This window comes from Pantoea sp. GM_Pan_3 (assembly GCF_026541045.1).
In the GTDB taxonomy this organism is placed as follows: domain Bacteria; phylum Pseudomonadota; class Gammaproteobacteria; order Enterobacterales; family Enterobacteriaceae; genus Pantoea; species Pantoea anthophila.
Window position 1 is genome coordinate 676486 of the sequence record NZ_JALNVA010000001.1, and the last position, 20110, is coordinate 696595.

A 20110-nucleotide genomic window follows, 5' to 3' on the forward strand; every position below is an offset into this window, starting at 1 on the left:
AAAAAGCCCGCGTTACGCAGGCATCAATTGGAACAAAAAGGAAAAATCTCAGTATCAGCATTCGCTGACAGGCGCACCATACAGTGTTGCGGGCCAATAGATAGTGATGAATGTGGCAATAGCGAAGCGTGAGCACGAAACGTATGTTTGCCATGCAAAACTATGCAGTTTCCGGAATATAGAGCATAAATTCAGCACCATTCGCAGCTTTACAATTTTGCTCCCCGTTTCGGCTTGATCAAATCCATCGATCGATATTACTGTTTATCCATACAGTATTTATCAGAGGAGGATTACTGGTGCCGCGAGACTACGAGATAAAGCCTGCATTCGTACAGGCGATAACGCTGGACCGGCCGGGGCGGCAGATAGTGACAACCAGCGCATTTCAGGCGAAGCTTGAGGCCGCAAACCATCACTGGACGCTGCAGCAGTGCAACCAGTGGATACGGCGAGAACAGAACATGTTCATGGAGCTGGCGACAGAGAACGGTGACAACCGAACCTACGCCCTGCGTAATATGGGATATGTGAGGTAGTCATGGGATTTCAGTCACCGGCGCAGGATTACGTCGAGAGCCGTCTCGACCTCAACAGGCTGTTTGCACCTCACCCGGGCCATATGATCCGCATTGAAACGCCGGGCGGATTCGCTCTGATAGACCGATCGCTTCAGGCCCGTCCGGGCGACACGGTAGCATTCCAGTTCGACGATTACCCGCAGCTGGGGAAATTGTTCAGCACAGGCATCATCACTCAGGATGGTGAGACGTTAGAGGGAAATGGGCTGGATGGGATTATCGTGCTGGGTAAGGTGACGGCCGAGATTCTGGCGGTGTACGAGTCGTACCGACCGACAATTTGAGTGGGACAGATTTGAGACACGCAAAGGTTTGAAACTCTTTACAGGCCTTTGCATGTTTTCGCATCATGGGACGTGTGAGCGCGGCAGGATGCGGTTAACCGTATGATTTAAAAGCGAGTTGCCGCATCGGACATACGGTGTTCCGGGTCAATACGGGTAATACTCATCGGCTTCTCCCTGAATAAAGTGGCAGTTAGCCTGCCATATTCCCCGCATCGCTGTCACCCCTCACAGGCAGCGCTTAACAATCGCCTGCCTGTCTGCCATCACCTGAGGTGCCATCCGGAAGGTGGTAAAATATTTGACCTCTGCCCCTCGCCCGTGAGGCGAGACATCCGCAAAGATAGAATCCTCCCAGGTAAAGACGCTGATCGCACTGCCGCCGGGCCGGGTATGGGTCGTGTCATCGCGGGCAACCACGCTGGTCGTGGACCAGCCGCGATAAATGCAGTCGCTGAGTTGAGGAACGGTGCGGGTGCTCTGGCCCTGAAAGAGGGGCTCCTGCAGACGCGCCTGATCGGGGGTGGGGGCCTGACAGCTGCAGAGCAGCAGCACGCCAGTCAGAGAGCCGATGCGGAAAGTATTCATAGCAATCCTCCGCCTGAGTCAGGCAGTCGGGTTAAGGCCATCTGCTTAACGCAGCCTGAAGACAACGTTAAGCCAGTCTCAGCACGTCAGCTTAGGGTTGCCACATCCCAACGGTAAGCCGATTTAATCATTATAATCCGGGCGGTTATTTCCTGCTGTTATCCTCTGCTTTTGCTGACTGCGTCACAGGCTTTAGCGGGCAGGCGGGGACGGAATGCGGCAGCAGCCGGCTGGCAAGGCGCGGGAATGCAGGACAGGCCAGGCGTAAAAATGGTATAAATCAGCGAAATATCGCGCCACTGGATGAGGATGAGCACATGGCGAATACGCAGTATCTGTTTTGGGTGATGGCGGGCGCACTGACGCTGCTGTTTATTGTGATATCGGCCTTTGTCGGTCTCTCTAAAGGCAGTAAGCAGGGTTTTATCACCTTTGCTCTGCTGTTTATTGCCATGCTGGCGGGCGCGTTTTATATCCGGCACTAGCACAGCGCGGCGTCACCTCGCGATCGTTTTCAATCTGTTACAACGATCTTACGCCTGGCTCACAGTTCACAAGGAAACTCAGCGGCCTCCGGCGCCGGTTAACTATGATCAGATCAAATAGCAGTGCTGCTATTTATCACCGGAGGTAATTATGTCTGAACGTCCAGATTACGATGAGCCATTGCCAGATGATGCTGAGATCTACCCGGAAGATGAAGAAGAGGATGAGGAAGACGATCCGACCGTAAGGGATGTCTGACACCGGTCGCCCCCTCTGCTAACACCGCAAAACCGCCTGTGCGCCGTTTTGCGGTTCTTTATTTCCGCAGCAGATTCATGCGCGAATAAAATAGCGTTCAATCTCTGCTTAAATAATCCTGCGTACGCACAACGTTAATGAAACCCGCCTCTTTTCCGTCGTCACTCTGTTATTTCCTCTCCGTTTCTTCCCGGCATTCACGGACACCGCGAATTAAACGCTCAGTGGATGTGACTTTATGCCGCAGGGGAAGCGTTAACAGCACGTTCAGGAGGACATGCAGGCTGTAGGAGATCTGACCGCCCCTGCATAACTCATTGATAAACCTCTATTTTGCTTTGTCTGTGCAATACTGACATAATTACAGTGTTTTTGCCGTTCTTAGTGAGGGTATGTGGCAGACGATTTTGCAGTGGATGGCGCGCTGGCGCTGGGTATCCCGGGTTTTAAGCCGCGGGAAGCACAACGCGAGATGGCGCAGGCGGTCTCTGAAGCCGTAAAAGAGCAGGGTGAACTGGTCGTCGAAGCCGGTACCGGTACCGGTAAAACTTACGCTTACCTGGCACCCGCCTTACGGGCCAATAAAAAAGTGATTGTCTCGACCGGATCCAAAGCGCTGCAGGATCAGCTCTATGGGCGCGATCTGCCTACCATGGTCAGGGCGCTGAAGTTCAAAGGCAAAACCGCACTGCTGAAAGGCCGCTCTAACTACCTCTGTCTGGAACGCATGGAACAGCAGTCGATGGCGGGTGGCGATCTCACCGCGCAGGCGCTCACCGATCTGGTGACGCTGCGCAGCTGGTCATCACAGACCGAAGATGGCGACATCAGCAGCTGCGCGGGCGTGACCGAAGACAGCCCGGTCTGGCCGCTGGTCACCAGCACCAACGATAACTGCCTGGGCACCGACTGCCCGCGTTACAAAGAGTGCTTTGTGGTGAAGGCGCGAAAGCGCGCCATGGACGCGGATGTGGTGGTGGTGAACCACCATCTTTTTCTCGCCGACCTGGTGGTCAAAGAGGGCGGTTTTGGGGAACTGATCCCTGAAGCGGATGTGATGATCTTCGACGAAGCCCATCAGCTGCCCGACATCGCCAGCCAGTATTTTGGCCAGCAGCTCTCCAGCCGTCAGTTGCTCGACCTCGCCAAAGATATCATCATCGCCTACCGCACCGAGGTGCGCGATGCCCAGCAGCTGCAGAAATCCGCTGACCGTCTGGCGCAGTGCGCGCAGGACTTTCGCCTGTCACTGGGCGATCCCGGCTATCGCGGGAATCTGCGTGAGCTGCTGAGTGACAACGCCATTCTGCGGATGTTTACGCTGCTGGATGATGCACTCGAACTCTGTTACGACGTCATCAAGCTCTCTCTGGGACGTTCAGCCCTGCTGGATGCCGCTTTTGAGCGCGCCGCGCTCTATCGTACCCGGCTGAAACGGCTGCGGGCCATCAGCGAGCCGGGCTACAGCTACTGGTATGAATGTACCTCACGTCACTTTATCCTGGCGCTGACGCCGCTCTCCGTCGCGGAGCGTTTTCGTGAAGTGATGGATAACCGTAAAGCCGCGTGGATCTTTACCTCAGCCACCCTGGCAGTAGATGAGAAGATGGCGCACTTCTCGGAACGGCTGGGTGTCAATGCGGCAAAAAGCCTGATCCTCAACAGCCCGTTCGACTTTGCGAAGCAGGCGCTGCTCTGCGTGCCGCGCAATCTGCCGGAGCCTAACCGTCCGGGGGGCGCCCGCCAGCTGGCCGCGATGATGAAGCCGCTGATTGATGCCAACAAAGGTCGCTGCTTCTTCCTCTGTACTTCACACCTGATGATGCGTGAGCTGGCGGCCGAATTTCGCGCCTCGATGACGCTGCCGGTGCTGGTGCAGGGTGAAACCAGCAAAGGCCAGTTGCTGCAGCAGTTTATTGAGAAGGGGAATGCGCTGCTGGTCGCGACCAGCAGTTTCTGGGAAGGGGTGGATGTGCGCGGGGATGCCCTGTCGCTGGTGATCATCGACAAGCTGCCTTTCACCTCACCGGAAGATCCGCTGCTGAAAGCCCGGATGGAAGATTGCCGGATTCGCGGCGGCGATCCCTTTGCGGATGTGCAGTTGCCGGATGCGGTGATCACCCTGAAGCAGGGCGTGGGACGGTTAATCCGTGATACCGACGATCGCGGCGTGCTGGTGATTTGCGATCAACGGCTGGTGTCACGCCCTTACGGTGCGCTGTTCCTGAACAGTCTGCCGCCAACGCCGCGCACCCGGGACATCCGTCGCGCCATCGCCTTTATCCGCCAGCAACCCGAACCAGACGCATAATTCTGTGCTAAGATGCGCGCCGTTTTCTTTCTTCTGAGGTAGTCATGTCAGCCCGAATTTTAGCGCTGGATACGGCGACAGAAGCCTGTTCAGCCGCCTTGCTGAATCAGCAACAGATCGATGCCCGATTCGAAATCGCTCCGCGCGATCACACCCAGCGTATTTTGCCGCTGGTTGAAGAGCTCCTGCTCGCCGGTCAGCTGGAACTGACCGATCTGGACGCGCTGGCCTTTGGGCGCGGCCCCGGCAGCTTTACCGGCGTCCGTATCGGTATTGGTATTGCGCAGGGCCTGGCACTGGGCGCAGCCCTGCCGATGATCGCAGTCTCGACGCTGGCGACAATGGCAGAAGGGGCGTGGCGTCTGCACGGTGCCCGCCGCGTACTGACCGCCATTGATGCGCGAATGGGTGAAGTCTACTGGGCAGAGTATCAGCGGGATGAGCAGGGGCGCTGGCAGGGTGAAGCCAGCGAAAGCGTGCTGACGCCCGAGGCGGCGGTGGCCAGAATGCAGGCGCTTACCGGTGAGTGGATGACCGCCGGCACTGGCTGGGAAGCCTTCCCGGCATTGCAGCAGGGGCACGCACTGACGCTGACCGCCAGTGAGGTGACCCTGCCTGCCGCACAGGATATGCTGCCGCTGGCGACGCTGGCGCTGGCGGACGGGGATACCCTGCTGCCGGAAACGGCGGAGCCGACCTACCTGCGCAATGAAGTTGCCTGGAAAAAGTTACCTGGCCGCTAAGTCGCACGCAACTTATTGTTATGCGTCCAGTCTAAGACTTTACCTAACGGGAGAGCGTCTATGTCGTCAATGTGTGGTAAAGGGCTTTCAGGTCTGCTGCTGACCTGTGTGCTGGTGTTAACGGGTTGTGTCTCTATTCCTGACACGCTGCAGGGCAGTTCCCCTCAGCCTCAGCAGGATCTGCTGCGGGTGATGAATGACCCTGCTATCTATGTCGGCCAGGAGTCGCGCTTTGGCGGTAAGGTGGTGAACGTCACCAACCTGAACGGCAAAACCCGTCTGGAGATTGCGGCACAGCCGCTGGATGAGAGCGCCAGACCGCGTCTGGGCGCGGCGTCAGTCGGCCGGATCTATGCTGACATCCACGGTTTTGTTGATCCGGTGGATGTCAGAAATCAGTACGTCACGGTGCTGGGCACGCTGAAAGGCACGGAGCAGGGCAAAATTGGCGAGGCAGATTACAAATTTGCCGTCATCGATGTACGCGGTTATCAGCGCTGGCGTCTCGCACAGCAGGTGACCGCACCGCCACAGCCCATGGACCCCTGGATCTGGTACGGTCCGACCCGCCATCGCGGGGGATACTGGGGACCCAATCCCTACTGGGGCATGGTTAACAGTGGCCCGACCGAGGTGCAGACCATACTGACCGAGTAACATTAAGACCTGCTATTCAGCCCGGTCGCGGTGCTCGCTGCCGGGCTTTTTATTTGTCTGTTTTCACAGCACGAAATTTAGTGATGGACTTCGCAACCTCAACATGCCGAAACAGGCAAACTGGTACAATCAGTTAAAATATTGTTAACAAACCAGATTAGCTGAGGCGGCGATGGAAATACAACATAATTATCGGGGTGGATCCTTGAATAAGGTTTGGCTGAAACGCTACCCGGCAGATGTGCCTGCCGAAATAAGTGCAGATCGTTATACCTCTCTGGTGGATCTGTTTGAGCAGGCCGCAAAACGCTACGCCGATCAACCCGCGTTCCTGAACATGGGTCAGAAAATGAGTTATCGCCAGCTGGAGGAGAAGAGCCGCGCCTTTGCCGCCTATCTCCAGCATGAACTGGGCCTGAAAGCGGGTGACCGGGTGGCGTTAATGATGCCTAACCTGCTCCAGTATCCGGTGGCTCTGTTTGGCGTGCTGCGCGCGGGAATGGTGGTGGTCAATGTCAATCCGCTCTACACGCCGCGAGAGCTGAAGCATCAGCTTAACGACAGCGGCGCCAGCGCCATCGTTATCGTCTCCAACTTCGCGCACACGCTGGAAAAGGTGGTGGGGGAAACCGCGGTCCGTCATGTCATCCTGACCCGGATGGGTGACCAGCTCGCCCCCATTAAGGCGACGCTGGTGAATTTCGTCGTCAAGTATGTCAAAAAGCTGGTGCCGAAATACCATCTGCCGGGCGCTATCTCATTCCGTCAGGTTCTGGACGTGGGGGCGACGCTCAATTATCGCCGTCCGACCGTGTCGAATGACGATCTCGCCTTCCTGCAATATACCGGCGGCACCACCGGGGTGGCCAAAGGGGCGATGCTGACGCATCGCAACATGCAGGCGAATCTCGAGCAGACGAAAGCGACCTACGGCAAACTGCTGCGTGACGGCAAAGAGTGCGTCGTCACCGCGCTGCCGCTCTATCACATCTTTGCATTAACGGTGAACGGGCTGCTTTTCCTTGAGCTGGGCGGTCAGAACCTGCTGATCACCAATCCGCGCGATATTCCTGGCTTCGTTAAAGAGCTGAGCAGGTTTCCGTTTACCGCCATCACCGGGGTCAACACGCTCTTTAATGCGCTGCTGAACGATGAGCAGTTTACGAAACTCGATTTCTCTACGCTGCGGCTTTCCGCAGGCGGCGGGATGGCGGTGCAGAAAGTCGTGGCTGAACGCTGGGAAAAGCTGACCGGGCACTATCTGCTGGAGGGCTACGGCCTGACTGAGTGTTCGCCGCTGGTTTCGGTCAATCCCTACGACATCAGCTGTCATACCGGCAGCATCGGCCTGCCGGTGCCCTCGACCGATGTGCTGATCCTGGATGAAGCGGGAAATGAAGTGGCACCGGGCGAGCCGGGCGAGCTCTGCATCAGCGGCCCGCAGGTGATGCTGGGTTACTGGCAGCATCCGGAAGCGACCGCGGAAGTCCTGAAAAATGGCTGGCTCCATAGCGGTGATATTGTTACCGTTGATCAGGAAGGCTTTATTCGCATCGTCGACCGTAAAAAAGATATGATTCTGGTGTCAGGCTTTAATGTCTATCCGAATGAAATCGAAGATGTGCTGATGCAGCACCCGAAAGTGCGTGAAGCCGCGGCCATCGGGGTTCCCAGCGATCTCTCCGGTGAGGCGGTCAAAGTCTGCATCGTGAAAAAAGAGGCGTCGCTGACGAAGGAGGAGGTGCTCGATCACTGTCGCCGTCAGCTGACCGGCTACAAGGTGCCCAAAATCATTGAGTTTCGTGATGAGCTCCCCAAGACCAACGTTGGCAAGATCCTGCGGCGTGAGCTGCGCGATGAGGTGAAATCCGGCACCCGCTGAATCCGGATAAGAATTGAGGTTGAACGCCGGCATGTCCGGCGTTTTTATTGTTTTTAACATGGAGCGCCGCGCGGAGTCTGCTGCGGTGGAAATCAGACGTGAACTATTCCCTTATCGACCAGGATGATCAACTGGCAGACGTGTGCCAGAAAGCGCGCCAGCACGCGGCGGTGGCACTGGATACCGAGTTTGTGCGTACCCGCACGTATTACCCTCAGCTTGGCCTGATCCAGCTGTTTGACGACGAACAACTGGTGCTGATAGACCCGCTCAACATCCGCGACTGGTCACCCTTTGTGGCGCTGCTGACCGACACCGCCGTAACCAAATTCCTGCATGCGGGCGGCGAAGATCTGGAGGTGTTCCTGCACCGTTTTGGCGTGCTGCCGACTCCGATGATCGACACCCAGATTCTGGCGGCCTTCTCCGGCCAGCCGCTCTCCTGGGGCTTCGCCGCGATGGTGGCGCACTTCACTCAGGTTGAACTCGATAAAAGCGAATCACGCACCGACTGGTTAGCCCGCCCCCTGACGGAGCGCCAGTGTGTCTATGCAGCAGCCGACGTTCACTACCTGCTGCCGATTGCCCGTCAGCTGATGGTCAATACGGAAGAGGCGGGCAACATGGCCGCCGCACTCAGCGAGTGCGATAACCTCTGTCAGCGCCGTCTGGACAGTCTGGCCCCGGAAGAGGCCTGGCGTGATATCACCAACGCCTGGCAACTGCGTCCGCGTCAGCTGGCGGCGCTGCAGCGCCTGGCGGCCTGGCGTCTGACGCTGGCGCGTGAAAAGGATATGGCGGTTAACTTTGTGGTGCGTGAAGAAAACCTGTGGAAGGTGGCGCGCTTTATGCCGGGCTCGCTGGGTGAACTCGATCATCTGGGGCTGTCAGGACACGAAATTCGTTTTCACGGCAAAACGCTGGTCGCGCTGGTGGCGGAAGCGGCGGCACTGGAGGAGAGGGAATTACCGGCTCCGCTGGGAAATCTGATCGACCATCCGAATTACAAATCGGTCTTCAAAGCGATGAAGGCGCTGGTGCAGCAGGTCAGTGAGCAGAGTGGCTTCAGTCAGGAGTTGCTGGCGTCACGCCGTCAGATTAATCAGGTGCTGAGTCAGCACTGGGGCATTAAGCCGCAGGGGCGTCCACCGGAGTTACTGACCGGATGGCGGGGCGAACTGCTGAAACCCGGCATCGATGAGATCCTGGCGGGTTGCTGACCGGATAAATTTCCCCTGCCACTGCGCAGGGGAAATTCAGGCGGCGGTCAGAATCATTTAGTCGCGTCTTCCGTTTCCGGAAGCGTCACGTTCAGCTCCAGAATCGAGATATCATCACCTTTCTGATCGAGCTGTACCGTGACCATCTCTGGATCGATCTTCACATATTTGCAAATCACTTCCAGAATGTCGCGCTTAAGTTGCGGAAGATAGTGGGGCTCACTGTCGCCCCTTCTCCGTTCTGCCACGATAATCTGCAGCCTTTCCTTGGCTATGTTGGCAGTGTTCTTCTTCCGGGATAAAAAGAAATCAAGTAATGCCATGGTTTATCCCCCGAACAGGCGTTTCAGGAAACCCTTCTTCTCTTCTTCAATAAAGCGGAAGGGGCGTACTTCACCGAGCAACCGTTCAACGGTATCGGCATAGGCTTTGCCAGCATCAGATTCACCGTCCAGGATCACCGGTTCGCCCTGGTTGGAGGCACGTAATACCGACTGATCTTCCGGAATGACGCCGACCAGAGGAATGCGCAGGATTTCCAGCACATCTTCCATGCTCAGCATATCGCCACGGCTGACGCGACCCGGGTTGTAGCGGGTCAGCAGCAGGTGCTCTTTTACCGGCTCCTGACTGTTTTCTGCGCGACGGGATTTAGAGGAGATGATGCCGAGAATACGGTCGGAGTCACGGACTGAAGAGACTTCCGGGTTGGTGGTGATGATGGCTTCATCGGCAAAGTAGAGCGCCATCAGGGCGCCGGTTTCAATCCCTGCCGGTGAGTCGCAGACGATAAAATCGAACTCCATCGCGGCCAGATCGTTCAGGACTTTTTCAACGCCTTCACGGGTCAGCGCATCTTTGTCGCGGGTCTGTGACGCAGGCAGAATGTAGAGCTGCTCGGTGCGTTTGTCGCGGATCAGCGCCTGGTTCAGGGTGGCATCGCCCTGAATGACATTGACGAAATCGTAGACCACACGGCGCTCACAGCCCATGATCAAATCCAGATTACGCAGACCGATATCGAAGTCGATCACGACCGTTTTCTTGCCTTTCTGCGCTAAACCGGTGGCGATGGCCGCGCTTGACGTGGTCTTACCAACGCCCCCTTTACCGGATGTAACTACAATAATGCGTGCCATAAATGTTGATTTCCTTAACAAAAGAAAAGGGGCCTAATTAAGTGTCTGGATAGTCAGCGCGCCATCCTGCAGGCACAGGCGCGCAGCTTTACCAAAAAATTCTTGCGGGATCTGATCCATGATCCAGTACTCCCCGGCAATCGAAACCAGCTCTGCGGCCAGGTTAGTACAGAATATCTGGCAGTTGCGGTCACCGCTGGCACCCGCCAGGGCGCGACCGCGCATCATGCCGTAAATGTGAATATTGCCATCAGCAACCAGTTCGGCACCGGCGCTGACGCTGCTGGTGATGATCAAATCGGCATCACGTGCATAAATCTGCTGGCCTGAGCGCACCGGGGTGTTCACGATGCGGGTTTTCGCGGCCACCGCTTCCGCGGCCACCGGCTGCGGTTCAGGCACAGCGGCGGGGGCAGGGGCTTGCGCCTGCGGCCTGGCCTCTTTACCTTCTGCCAGCACCGGCAAACCGGCACGGGCGATCATGCGTTTCAGCGCCTCATCCTTGCAGCCGCTTACGCCAACAATGCGTAAGCCGGTGGCAAGAATCGCCTGCTGCAACTGCTTCCAGTTAACATCGGCACTCAGGGTGGCAACGTTAAGCACCACCGGGGCGTTTTTCAGGAAGTCCGGAGCCTGGTCAATCTTGTCCTGAAGTGCCTTGCGAATCACCGCCGGGTCATGGTGATGCAAATGGACGACAGACAGGGTGAAACTGCTACCTTTGAATTCGATTGGCGTTTGCGACATCTGTCCCGACTCAGTCCTGTTTTCACTACCGTCAGCCAGGCGATGATAAAATCGTCACTGAAGCGCTAACGGTGAATATTCGAAGTTCTGCAAGCATGTTATAGTTACAGCTATATTCAGACAAGCCTCAACCCCGGTTAATTCGAGTAAAAAATATGTTTTGTGTGATCTACAGAAGCCCGTTACGTGACCAGACTTATCTCTATGTTGAAAAAAAGGACGATTTCTCCCGCGTGCCGGAGGAATTGCTGAAAGGGTTTGGCAAGCCGCAGCTGGCGATGGTGCTAAAGCTGGCGGGGCGCGACAGGCTGGCAAATGCGGATATCAATAAAGTTAAGCAGGGATTGAGCGAGCAGGGCTATTATTTGCAGATTCCACCGCCGATCGAAAGTCTGCTGAAAATTCATTTAGAGGCCGATAAAAAAGTTTAACTCGGATTCTTCTGTAAATATAAATCCTGCCGTCGCGATTTTGTCAGGATAATATTGCTCTGAGGCTGCGCAGAATTAACGGCGCAGCTTATCTGTTTTCACTCTCATTAAATTTCCTGCCCGGTTTTTTGTCCTTATTTGTACGATTATTCAGCACTTCGGCGGTGCTGTTTACGCTTTTTGACAAATTCCGCACCCCTGACCGTTAAAAGGATCTTATTATCTCGCCATGAGGCTGGCAGTTCGACCAGCGCAAAAGCAAACATCAACCCGCCAGCAGTGCTGGCATCACACCTAACCTGAACAGGGGATGAGCATGTATCAGCATCGTAACTGGCAAGGCGCTCTGTTAGATTTTCCGGTCAGCAAAGTGGTTTGCGTCGGCAGTAACTACGCAAAACACATCAAAGAGATGGGGAGCGCCACCCCAACAGAACCGGTGATCTTCATCAAGCCGGAAACGGCGCTCTGTGATCTGCGTCAGCCGCTCTCTATCCCGGATGCATTTGGCGAAGTGCATCATGAAGTTGAACTGGCCGTGCTGATTGGCGCAACCCTGAAACAGGCAACCGAAGAGCATGTGGCGAAGGCCATTGCAGGCTATGGTGTGGCGCTGGATCTGACGCTGCGTGACCTGCAGGCCGGGCTGAAAAAAGCGGGCCAGCCGTGGGAAAAATCGAAAGGCTTCGACAATGCCTGCCCCATCTCCGGTTTTATCCCGGTCGCGGAGTTCAGCGACGATCCGCAGAACGTGGAGCTTAAGCTGCTGGTGAATGGTGAAGTGCGTCAGCAGGGCAGCACGGCAGATATGATTCATAAAATTCTGCCGCTGATTGCCCACATGAGTCGCTACTTCACGCTGCGCGCCGGCGATGTGATTCTGACCGGTACGCCGGAAGGGGTGGGTCCGATGCGCGCAGGCGACCAGCTCGAAGTCTCTCTGGCGGGGCATGGGATCAGCACGCGCGTGCTCTAAAGACTTGCATCACCACCGCATAGGCTTTATAAGGTGCGGTTTAGGCACACTGCGGACAATCATCATGACTGACACCCCTTTCTGGCAACATAAACGCCTGGCACAAATGAGCGATGAGGAATGGGAATCCTTATGTGATGGATGCGGCCAGTGCTGCCTGAACAAGTTGCAGGACGCCGACACGGATGAGATCTATTTCACTAACGTCGCCTGCAACCAGCTCAATATCAAAACCTGCCAGTGCCGCAACTATGAGCGCCGCTTCGAGTTAGAAGAGGATTGCATCAAGCTGACCCGTGAAAACCTGACCACCTTCAACTGGCTGCCGCGCACCTGCGCCTACCGGTTGCTGGGCGAGGGCAAGGGCTTACCGGCCTGGCATCCGCTGCGCGCCGGTTCGAAAGCGCAGATGCACGCACAGCGTATTTCGGTGCGCTACATTGCGGTTCGCGAGAGTGAAGTGCGGGACTGGGAAGATCACATCATCGATCGGCCCGATCGCAACGGCTGAGTGCCGCTGTCCCGGACAGGATGAAAAAAAGGCTGCCACGGGCAGCCTTTTTTCTGTTCAGCGACCAAACAGGTCGCGCCGTTTTGCTTTAAAAGGCTGGGCAATCAGCACCAGCACCGCCACCAGCAGATAAGCGGCAAATACCCCAATCATCCATTGCGGCATACTGAGCGTCAGAAAGGTCCAGCTGCGCTCGGCGCAGTCACCGCTGGCGAGAAACACCGACGGCAGCCATTTATCCAGCGGCAGACCGCTGGGGAAGCGAGCGGCAAAATCACAGGTGGTAAAGGGGTTAGGGTGCAGCTGAATCATGGTGTGTTCCCAGGAGAGACGCAGACCTTCCCAGGCACCATAGATCCATAACGCCAGCGCCGCCAGACGCAACGGCGATTTTGGCGCAATCGCGCCGACCAGACCCGCGCCCATCACACCAAACAGCGCGTTGCGCTCGTAGATACACATGACGCAGGGCTTCAGGCCCATCACATGCTGAAACCATAATGCCGTGAGCTCCAGCGCCAGTGCAGTCAGTGCCAGTAATAACCAGGCTCCGCGGCCCCGGGAACAGTGATTCAGATATCGCAACATATTGCATTCCCTGTAAACGTTAATGCCACGCAGTGTAAACCAAAAGCGGGGGCAAACCAGCCCGGGCCAGGGAAAAATCGTATCCGGACATGACCTCAGACTGATCCAGAACAGGTTATGTGAAAATAAGCCGCGTGTTTTGCGATTATGGGGCGTCTGGCATTTTGCTGCGCAATCAGCTTTACTCCGTTAGCCCCCAGGAGCACGGGAGAGGCAACCTGAAATATGCGCTGCGCCCGGTTTTAATGGTGGCGCAGGCTATATCCGCTATAGGGCGTCTGGTATGATGAGTGCCCATCACGATTAGAAAAGCAACGAGAACACATTGCTATGGTTATAAAGGCGCAGAGTCCAGCGGGATTTGCTGAAGAGTACATTATTGAAAGCATCTGGAACAGCCGCTTTCCCCCGGGGTCGATTCTTCCTGCTGAGCGTGAGCTTTCTGAATTGATCGGGGTGACACGTACGACCCTGCGTGAAGTGCTGCAGCGCCTGGCGCGTGATGGCTGGCTGACGATTCAGCACGGTAAACCGACCCGGGTGAACGATTTCTGGGAGACCTCTGGTCTGAATATCCTCGAAACCCTGGCGCGTCTCGACCACGACAGCGTGCCGGTGCTGATCGACAACCTGCTGTCAGTGCGCAGCAATATCTCTTCCATCTTTATCAGCCGAGCACTGCGTCATCATCCTGACAAGGCGCGTGAGGTGCTGGAGACGGTCGATGCGACGGCCGACCAGGCGGATGCCTATACCGAACTCGACTACCGCGTCTTCCGCGGTCTGGCGTTTGCTTCCGGCAACCCGATTTATGGTCTGATCCTTAACGGCCTGAAAGGGCTCTACACCCGCGTGGGGCGTCACTACTTCTCAAATCCCGAAGCCCGTCAGGTGGCGCGTGATTTTTATCTGACGCTGCTGGCGCTGTGTGACACATCGCCGGGACAGGATGAGATTGTGGAGGTGGTGCGCAACTACGGTCGCCGCAGCGGTGAAATCTGGCACAGCATGCAGAAGAATCTGCCTGACGATCTCGGCAATAAACGATAAAAAAAACCGGACATCGCGTCCGGTTTTTTATGCGGTCAGAGTGAGGTATTTCGCGGCGGGTTGCGGTCCAGCAGCTCAACGCTGCCATCCTCATTCTGTTGCTCCAGAATCACATCAAATCCCCACAGCCGATGCACGTGCTTCAGCACTTCGCGGCGGCTCTTGTCCAGCGGCGTGCGGCTCTGCGGCACATAACGCAGGGTCAGCGAACGGTCACCGCGCAGATCGACATTATAAACCTGAATATTGGGTTCGAGATTACTCAGGTTGTACTGGGCGGAGAGCTGCTGGCGAATCGCCCGATAGCCGGCCTCATCGTGAATGGCGGCGATTTCGAGATAGTTGTTGCGGTCATCATCCAGCACGGTAAACAGCCGGAAGTCACGCATCACCTTCGGCGACAGGAACTGGCTGATGAAGCTCTCATCCTTAAACTCACGCATCGCAAAATGGAGCGTATCCAGCCAGTCAGAACCCGCAATATCCGGGAACCAGTAGCGATCCTCTTCGGTAGGGGACTGACAGATACGCTTGATATCCTGCATCATCGCGAAGCCCAGAGCATAGGGGTTAATGCCGTTATACCACTGGCTGTTGTAGGGCGGCTGATAGACCACATTGGTATGGCTGTGCAGAAACTCCATCATGAAGCGTTCCGACACTTTGCCTTCGTCATAGAGGTGATTAAGGATGGTGTAGTGCCAGAAGGTTGCCCAGCCCTCATTCATCACCTGAGTCTGCTTCTGCGGATAGAAATACTGGCTCACCTTGCGCACAATGCGCAGGATCTCACGCTGCCACGGCTCCAGCAGCGGCGCATTCTTCTCCATGAAATAGAGCAGGTTCTCCTGCGGCTCAGAAGGGTAGCGTGCGGCTTCGAACGTGACCGCCTCTTTTTCACGCCGCGGCAGCGTGCGCCAGAGCGTGTTTACCTGACTCTGCAGATACTCCTCCCGGCTTTTCTGACGGGCTTTCTCCTCCTGCAGGGAGATCTTCTGCGGGCGTTTATAGCGATCCACGCCATAATTCATTAAGGCGTGGCAGGAGTCGAGCAGCCGCTCCACCTCTTCAACGCCATAGCGCTCTTCGCAGTCACTGATGTAATTTTTGGCAAACAGCAGGTAATCGACAATCGATCCGGCATCCGTCCAGCTGCGGAACAGGTAGTTATTTTTGAAGAAAGAGTTATGACCATAGCAGGCATGTGCCATCACCAGCGCCTGCATGGTCATGGTGTTCTCTTCCATCAGGTAGGCGATGCAGGGATTGGAGTTGATGACAATTTCATAGGCCAGGCCCTGCTGACCATGCTTATAGCGCTGCTCGGTTTCGATAAACTTTTTGCCGAATGACCAGTGTGAATAGTTGATTGGCATGCCGACGCTGGAATAGGCATCCATCATCTGTTCAGAGGTAATCACTTCGATTTGGTGCGGGTAGGTATCCAGACGGTAGAGCTTCGCGACGCGGTCGATCTCCGCTAAGTAGACATCAAGCAGTTCGAATGTCCAGTCTGGTCCGTCATTGAGTCGTTTGCTGTCTCTGATGGCTTCGTCAAAGATTGTCGTCATAGCGCACCTCTTTGTGGCAAACCGGCTGACCCGAAAGACAACCCGTTCTGGTTATTTAAGGCTTCATCCTGAAAAAGGGAACCCGAAAAAAACTGAGCGAACACAACAATGATAGCCCACTGTCGCCTATCCGAAATGCGAACTCAAATGAAATCTTTGGCACAAAATCATTAAGTGTGAGGCAACAGGGAATTTAACCGTTTTTAATTCGAACCATGTGCCCGATGGCGGGATAAAATCCTGTTTATAAGTGGAATGTATGAGGTTGAATGATTCTCCTGCCATGCGCAGATTTAACTGCCTTTGTTGTCATTTATTTCTGCGTTTAAGTAATAAGGCGCATAAAGCGCTGAAATTCATCGTGCAGCAAGATTTTAGTTACCTGAAAAGTGAAAAAGATGTGAAATGGATGCTGTGATTTCGGGGTGGTGTCCGCTGCGGTGATCCGCTGACTATCATCTTCTGAACAGTGAATTATGCTTTTAGACGTTGGATGGGGAAACTATGCACGTAGTGATTCTTGGAAGTGGGGTTGTCGGCGTAGCCAGTGCCTGGTATCTGGCGCGAGCCGGACATCAGGTCACCGTCATCGATCGTCAGCCTGCCGCGGCGATGGAGACCAGCGCGGGCAATGCCGGTCAGATCTCGCCAGGTTATGCCGCCCCCTGGGCCGCGCCCGGCGTGCCGTTGAAAGCGGTGAAGTGGATGTTCCAGCGCCACGCGCCCCTGGCTATCCGGCTGGATGGCAGCAGCTTTCAGCTGGAGTGGATGTGGCACATGCTGCGCAACTGCGACATCAACCACTATCAGCAGAATAAAAGCCGCATGGTGCGGATTGCCGAATACAGCCGGGACTGCCTGAAAGCGCTGCGGAGTGAAACCGGCATCGCCTATGAAGGCCGGCAGGGCGGAACGCTGCAGCTGTTCCGCACCCAGCAACAGTTCGACAGCGCCAGCAAGGATATTGCGGTGCTGCGTGACGCGGGGGTGCCTTATGAACTGCTGCAGGCCGATGAGCTGTCACGCGTGGAACCTGCACTGGCGGCAACCCGGCATAAACTCACCGGCGGATTACGTCTCCCCAACGATGAAACCGGCGACTGTCAGCTCTTTACCCAGCGGCTGGCCAAAATGGCTGAAGAGGCGGGCGTGGTATTCCGCTTCAACACCCCGGTCGATCATCTGCTGCGCGACGGAAATCGCATTTATGGCGTGAAGTGCGGTGATGAGATCATCAAAGCAGACAGCTATGTGGTGGCCTTTGGCTCTTACTCCACGGCGCTGCTGAAGAACGTTCTGAGCATCCCGGTTTACCCGCTCAAGGGTTATTCACTCACCATTCCGATCAAGAATCCCGACGCCGCACCGGTTTCCACCATCCTCGATGAAACCTACAAAGTGGCGGTGACCCGGTTTGACGATCGTATCCGCGTTGGCGGGATGGCAGAGATTGTTGGTTTTAACACCAAACTGACCGAAGCGCGGCGGGAAACGCTGGAGATGGTAGTCAGTGATCTCTATCCTGAGGGCGGTCATCTTGCACAGGCGAGTTTCTGGACCGGTTTACGTCCGATGACGCCAGACGGTACGCCAATTGTCGGCGCCACCCCCATCTCTAATCTCTGGCTCAACACCGGTCACGGAACGCTGGGCTGGACGATGGCGTGTGGTTCAGGACAGTTACTGGCCGATCTGATCTCCGGTAAAACGCCGGCGATTGCGGCGGATGACTTAGCGGTATTCCGCTACTTACCTGGTTTCGCGGCGACCTCATCGCCGCTGCGTAACGCCAGCGCAACTCGTTAAGTATTCAGGGAGAGAGAGGATGTCACGTCCGATTGTCGCGACCATCAACCCGGAGGCGTTACGTCATAACCTGGCTATCGTGCGCCAGGCCGCCCCCGCATCCCGCGTCTGGTCAGTGGTTAAAGCCAATGCTTACGGCCACGGTATTGATCGGGTACGCGAGCCGCTGTCTGACACCGATGGCTTCGCGCTGCTCAATATGGAAGAGGCGATCCTGCTGCGCGAGCGCGGCTGGAACAAACCGATTCTGCTGCTGGAAGGCTTTTTCAGGCCGGAAGATTTGCAGCTGATCGACCGCTATCGCCTGACCACCAGCGTTCACAGTAACTGGCAGATCAAAGCGCTGGCGAACGCCAGACTCTCAGCGCCGGTGGATATCTATCTTAAGGTCAACAGCGGGATGAACCGGCTCGGTTTTCGGCCGGAACAGGTCAGCAGCGCCTGGCAGAGCCTGCGTGCGCTGAGCAACACGGGCGAGATGACGCTGATGGCGCATTTTGCCGACGCCGAAAACCCCGAGGGACTGATTGCGCCCATGCAGCGCATTGAGCAGGCGGCAGAAGGACTCAACTGTCCGCGGTCGCTCTCCAACTCCGCCTGTACGCTGTGGCATCCCGAAGCGCATTTCGACTGGGTTCGCCCGGGTATTGTGCTCTATGGTGCGTCACCCAGCGGCGACTGGCAGGATATCGCGGGCAGCGGCCTGAAACCGGCGATGACGTTAAGCAGTGAGATTATCGCCGTGCAGCAGCTGCAGGCGGGCGACGGGGTCGGCTACGGCTACCGCTATCATGCCAGCGCCGCGCAGCGGATTGGCGTGGTCGCCTGTGGTTATGCCGACGGCTATCCACGGCATGCCCCGACCGGCACCCCTGTCTGCGTTGACGGCGTGATGACCCAGGTCGTCGGCGCGGTGTCGATGGATATGATCACGGTGGATCTGACCCCCTGTCCCCAGGCGGGAATCGGCTCAGCGGTGGAGCTGTGGGGCGAGCAGGTGAAAATCGATCAGGTGGCGAAAGCAGCCGGAACGGTAGGGTACGAGCTGATGTGTGCGCTGGCACCCCGCGTTCCGGTCACTCTCAGCTAAGTGCGGTCAGACTGCCGCGCATTTTTCTGCTGCAGCGCCAGGCGATAAAGGCCAGCGCTGCACCCAGCAGCATCATCAGACTCAGTGACAGCTTCTCCGCCACCGGCAGTGTGACAACAACCAGGCTGCCTGCGGCACCGCCCGCCATCTGAATAAATCCCTGTAACGCCGACGCCACACCGGCCTGCTGCTGGTAAGGCTCCAGCGCATAGCTGGTGGCCGGGCCGACGGTGAAGGCCAGACCGGCAACAGAAACCGCCACCGGAAACATGTAGAGCGCCCAGTGCGTCTGCATCGCCGCCGGGAAGATCTGCATCCCGGCAACCAGCAGCACCGCGCCCAGCAGCATGGTGAAGAATCCCATCGCCAGGCAGAAAGGCCGGCCCGCTTTACGAATCGCTTTATTGACGAACATGCTGACAAACATGATCCAGAAACCATTTGCGCCAAAAGCAAAGGAGAACTGGATCGGTGTCAGCCCGCCTTCGGTCATCAGCACCTGAGGTGCCAGCGATACGTAGGTCAGCACCATGCCCAGTGCACCGGCATTGGCGAACGCAAACGCCAGAAAGCGTGGCTGACGCAGGATGGCGGCGTACTGCTTCACCGGTAAGCCTTTTACCCGCAGGGTATCTGCCGGACGCGTCTCGGGCAGGCCGATCAGCACCAGCAGCGTAATCACCACACCATAGGCGCAGAGGAACCAGAAGGGCGCGCGCCAGCCGAAGGCGCTGGCCAGCAGGCCGCCCAGCAGCGGGGCCAGCGCCGGGACAATGTTCAGTGCGCCATTCAGAAAGCCGTAAGCGCGGGCAGCGGCATCGCCACTGAGGCGGTCACGCACGCCGCTGAAGGCGACGACCGCGCTGCAGCAGACGCCGCAGCCCTGCACCAGACGGGCAATCACGAACAGCGGGAAGGAGGTGGCGGTGGCGGCAATCACGCTGCCGGCGATGTAGAGCGCCAGCCCCAGCAGAGCGATGGGCTTACGGCCATAATTGTCCACCAGCGGCCCGGTCACCAGCTGTCCCAGCCCCATCACCAGCAGAAAGAGAGGAATGGTGGTCTGTACCAGACTGACCGGGGTATTCAGCCCTTCAGCAATCTGCGGCAGCGTGGGCAAATAGAGGTCAATGCCTAAGGGTGCCAGCAGCACCAGGCTCAATAACAATAAAGTAAATTTTTGCATAACAA

21 protein-coding genes are annotated in these 20110 nt (G+C 56.6%); 14 read left to right on the top strand and 7 right to left on the bottom strand.

Annotated features, from left to right (window positions below; genetic code table 11):
• The first annotated feature begins 299 nt into the window (after positions 1-299).
• Both OXR04_RS03225 and OXR04_RS03230 read left to right on the top strand, forming a co-directional pair.
• Positions 300-539 (top strand): hypothetical protein, encoded by a 240-nt coding sequence (locus OXR04_RS03225; protein WP_267369262.1) that lies wholly within the window; start codon positions 300-302, stop codon positions 537-539.
• A 2-nt stretch (positions 540-541) separates the two neighbouring features.
• A complete protein-coding gene (locus OXR04_RS03230) occupies positions 542-865 on the top strand; it encodes a phage repressor protein (RefSeq protein WP_267369263.1) in 324 nt (107 codons plus the stop codon).
• Between the two features lie 228 nt (positions 866-1093).
• Here OXR04_RS03230 and OXR04_RS03235 read toward each other — a convergent pair whose 3' ends face one another.
• Complete coding sequence (locus OXR04_RS03235; protein ID WP_009089833.1) at positions 1094-1453, bottom strand: hypothetical protein; 360 nt, start codon at positions 1451-1453, stop codon at positions 1094-1096.
• 317 nt (positions 1454-1770) lie between these two features.
• Between OXR04_RS03235 and OXR04_RS03240 the strand changes: the two genes are divergently transcribed.
• The 6 genes from OXR04_RS03240 (at position 1771) to rnd (ending at position 9010) form a co-directional block, all read left to right on the top strand.
• On the top strand, positions 1771-1938 hold the full coding sequence (locus tag OXR04_RS03240) for a hypothetical protein (protein ID WP_009089835.1): 168 nt from the start codon (positions 1771-1773) through the stop codon (positions 1936-1938).
• A gap of 653 nt (positions 1939-2591) precedes the next feature.
• Complete coding sequence (locus tag OXR04_RS03245) at positions 2592-4508, top strand: ATP-dependent DNA helicase (RefSeq protein WP_267369264.1); 1917 nt, start codon at positions 2592-2594, stop codon at positions 4506-4508.
• Positions 4509-4552: 44 nt separating this feature from the next.
• A complete protein-coding gene (tsaB, locus tag OXR04_RS03250; RefSeq protein ID WP_140028621.1) occupies positions 4553-5251 on the top strand; it encodes a tRNA (adenosine(37)-N6)-threonylcarbamoyltransferase complex dimerization subunit type 1 TsaB in 699 nt (232 codons plus the stop codon).
• Between the two features lie 60 nt (positions 5252-5311).
• Positions 5312-5908 carry a Slp family lipoprotein gene (locus OXR04_RS03255; RefSeq protein WP_033736224.1) on the top strand — a complete coding sequence of 199 codons (597 nt, stop codon included), beginning with the start codon at positions 5312-5314 and terminating at the stop codon, positions 5906-5908.
• A gap of 205 nt (positions 5909-6113) precedes the next feature.
• Positions 6114-7790: a long-chain-fatty-acid--CoA ligase FadD gene (gene fadD, locus OXR04_RS03260; protein ID WP_140028620.1), complete on the top strand. Its 1677-nt coding sequence runs from the start codon at positions 6114-6116 to the stop codon at positions 7788-7790.
• A 98-nt stretch (positions 7791-7888) separates the two neighbouring features.
• Positions 7889-9010, top strand: coding sequence for a ribonuclease D (gene rnd / locus OXR04_RS03265; RefSeq protein ID WP_267369265.1), 1122 nt, complete (start codon positions 7889-7891; stop codon positions 9008-9010).
• Between the two features lie 53 nt (positions 9011-9063).
• Here rnd and minE read toward each other — a convergent pair whose 3' ends face one another.
• From minE to minC, 3 genes are read right to left on the bottom strand one after another with little or no spacing between them, the layout of a single operon-like run.
• Entirely contained in the window at positions 9064-9333 is a 270-nt protein-coding gene (gene minE, locus OXR04_RS03270; protein WP_009089844.1) for a cell division topological specificity factor MinE, read from the bottom strand.
• A 3-nt stretch (positions 9334-9336) separates the two neighbouring features.
• The gene (gene minD / locus OXR04_RS03275) at positions 9337-10149 is read right to left on the bottom strand and encodes a septum site-determining protein MinD (protein WP_046101942.1); all 813 of its coding nucleotides are present in this window, start codon (positions 10147-10149) and stop codon (positions 9337-9339) included.
• A gap of 33 nt (positions 10150-10182) precedes the next feature.
• Positions 10183-10896 carry a septum site-determining protein MinC gene (gene minC / locus OXR04_RS03280; protein ID WP_046101941.1) on the bottom strand — a complete coding sequence of 238 codons (714 nt, stop codon included), beginning with the start codon at positions 10894-10896 and terminating at the stop codon, positions 10183-10185.
• A gap of 155 nt (positions 10897-11051) precedes the next feature.
• Between minC and OXR04_RS03285 the strand changes: the two genes are divergently transcribed.
• From OXR04_RS03285 to OXR04_RS03295, 3 genes are all read left to right on the top strand, one after another.
• On the top strand, positions 11052-11327 hold the full coding sequence (locus OXR04_RS03285) for a YcgL domain-containing protein (protein WP_009089851.1): 276 nt from the start codon (positions 11052-11054) through the stop codon (positions 11325-11327).
• 316 nt (positions 11328-11643) lie between these two features.
• On the top strand, positions 11644-12303 hold the full coding sequence (locus OXR04_RS03290) for a fumarylacetoacetate hydrolase family protein (RefSeq protein WP_058957294.1): 660 nt from the start codon (positions 11644-11646) through the stop codon (positions 12301-12303).
• Between the two features lie 64 nt (positions 12304-12367).
• Entirely contained in the window at positions 12368-12814 is a 447-nt protein-coding gene (locus OXR04_RS03295) for a YcgN family cysteine cluster protein (protein WP_009089856.1), read from the top strand.
• A 57-nt stretch (positions 12815-12871) separates the two neighbouring features.
• Here OXR04_RS03295 and dsbB read toward each other — a convergent pair whose 3' ends face one another.
• Complete coding sequence (dsbB, locus tag OXR04_RS03300; protein WP_267369266.1) at positions 12872-13402, bottom strand: disulfide bond formation protein DsbB; 531 nt, start codon at positions 13400-13402, stop codon at positions 12872-12874.
• 330 nt (positions 13403-13732) lie between these two features.
• Between dsbB and fadR the strand changes: the two genes are divergently transcribed.
• Positions 13733-14452, top strand: a complete 720-nt coding sequence (gene fadR, locus OXR04_RS03305) for a fatty acid metabolism transcriptional regulator FadR (RefSeq protein ID WP_009089861.1) — start codon at positions 13733-13735, stop codon at positions 14450-14452.
• 35 nt (positions 14453-14487) lie between these two features.
• On the opposite strand, the gene OXR04_RS03310 is transcribed toward fadR, so the two are convergent.
• Entirely contained in the window at positions 14488-16023 is a 1536-nt protein-coding gene (locus tag OXR04_RS03310) for a SpoVR family protein (protein ID WP_009089862.1), read from the bottom strand.
• Between the two features lie 504 nt (positions 16024-16527).
• Here OXR04_RS03310 and OXR04_RS03315 point away from each other — a divergent pair.
• Together OXR04_RS03315 and dadX are read left to right on the top strand one after the other, a co-directional pair.
• Entirely contained in the window at positions 16528-17829 is a 1302-nt protein-coding gene (locus OXR04_RS03315) for a D-amino acid dehydrogenase (protein WP_009089864.1), read from the top strand.
• 19 nt (positions 17830-17848) lie between these two features.
• Positions 17849-18919, top strand: coding sequence for a catabolic alanine racemase DadX (dadX, locus tag OXR04_RS03320; protein WP_267369267.1), 1071 nt, complete (start codon positions 17849-17851; stop codon positions 18917-18919).
• On the opposite strand, the gene OXR04_RS03325 is transcribed toward dadX, so the two are convergent.
• Positions 18912-20105: a multidrug effflux MFS transporter gene (locus tag OXR04_RS03325; protein ID WP_267369268.1), complete on the bottom strand. Its 1194-nt coding sequence runs from the start codon at positions 20103-20105 to the stop codon at positions 18912-18914. The genes dadX and OXR04_RS03325 overlap by 8 nt on opposite strands.
• Positions 20106-20110: the final 5 nt, after the last annotated feature.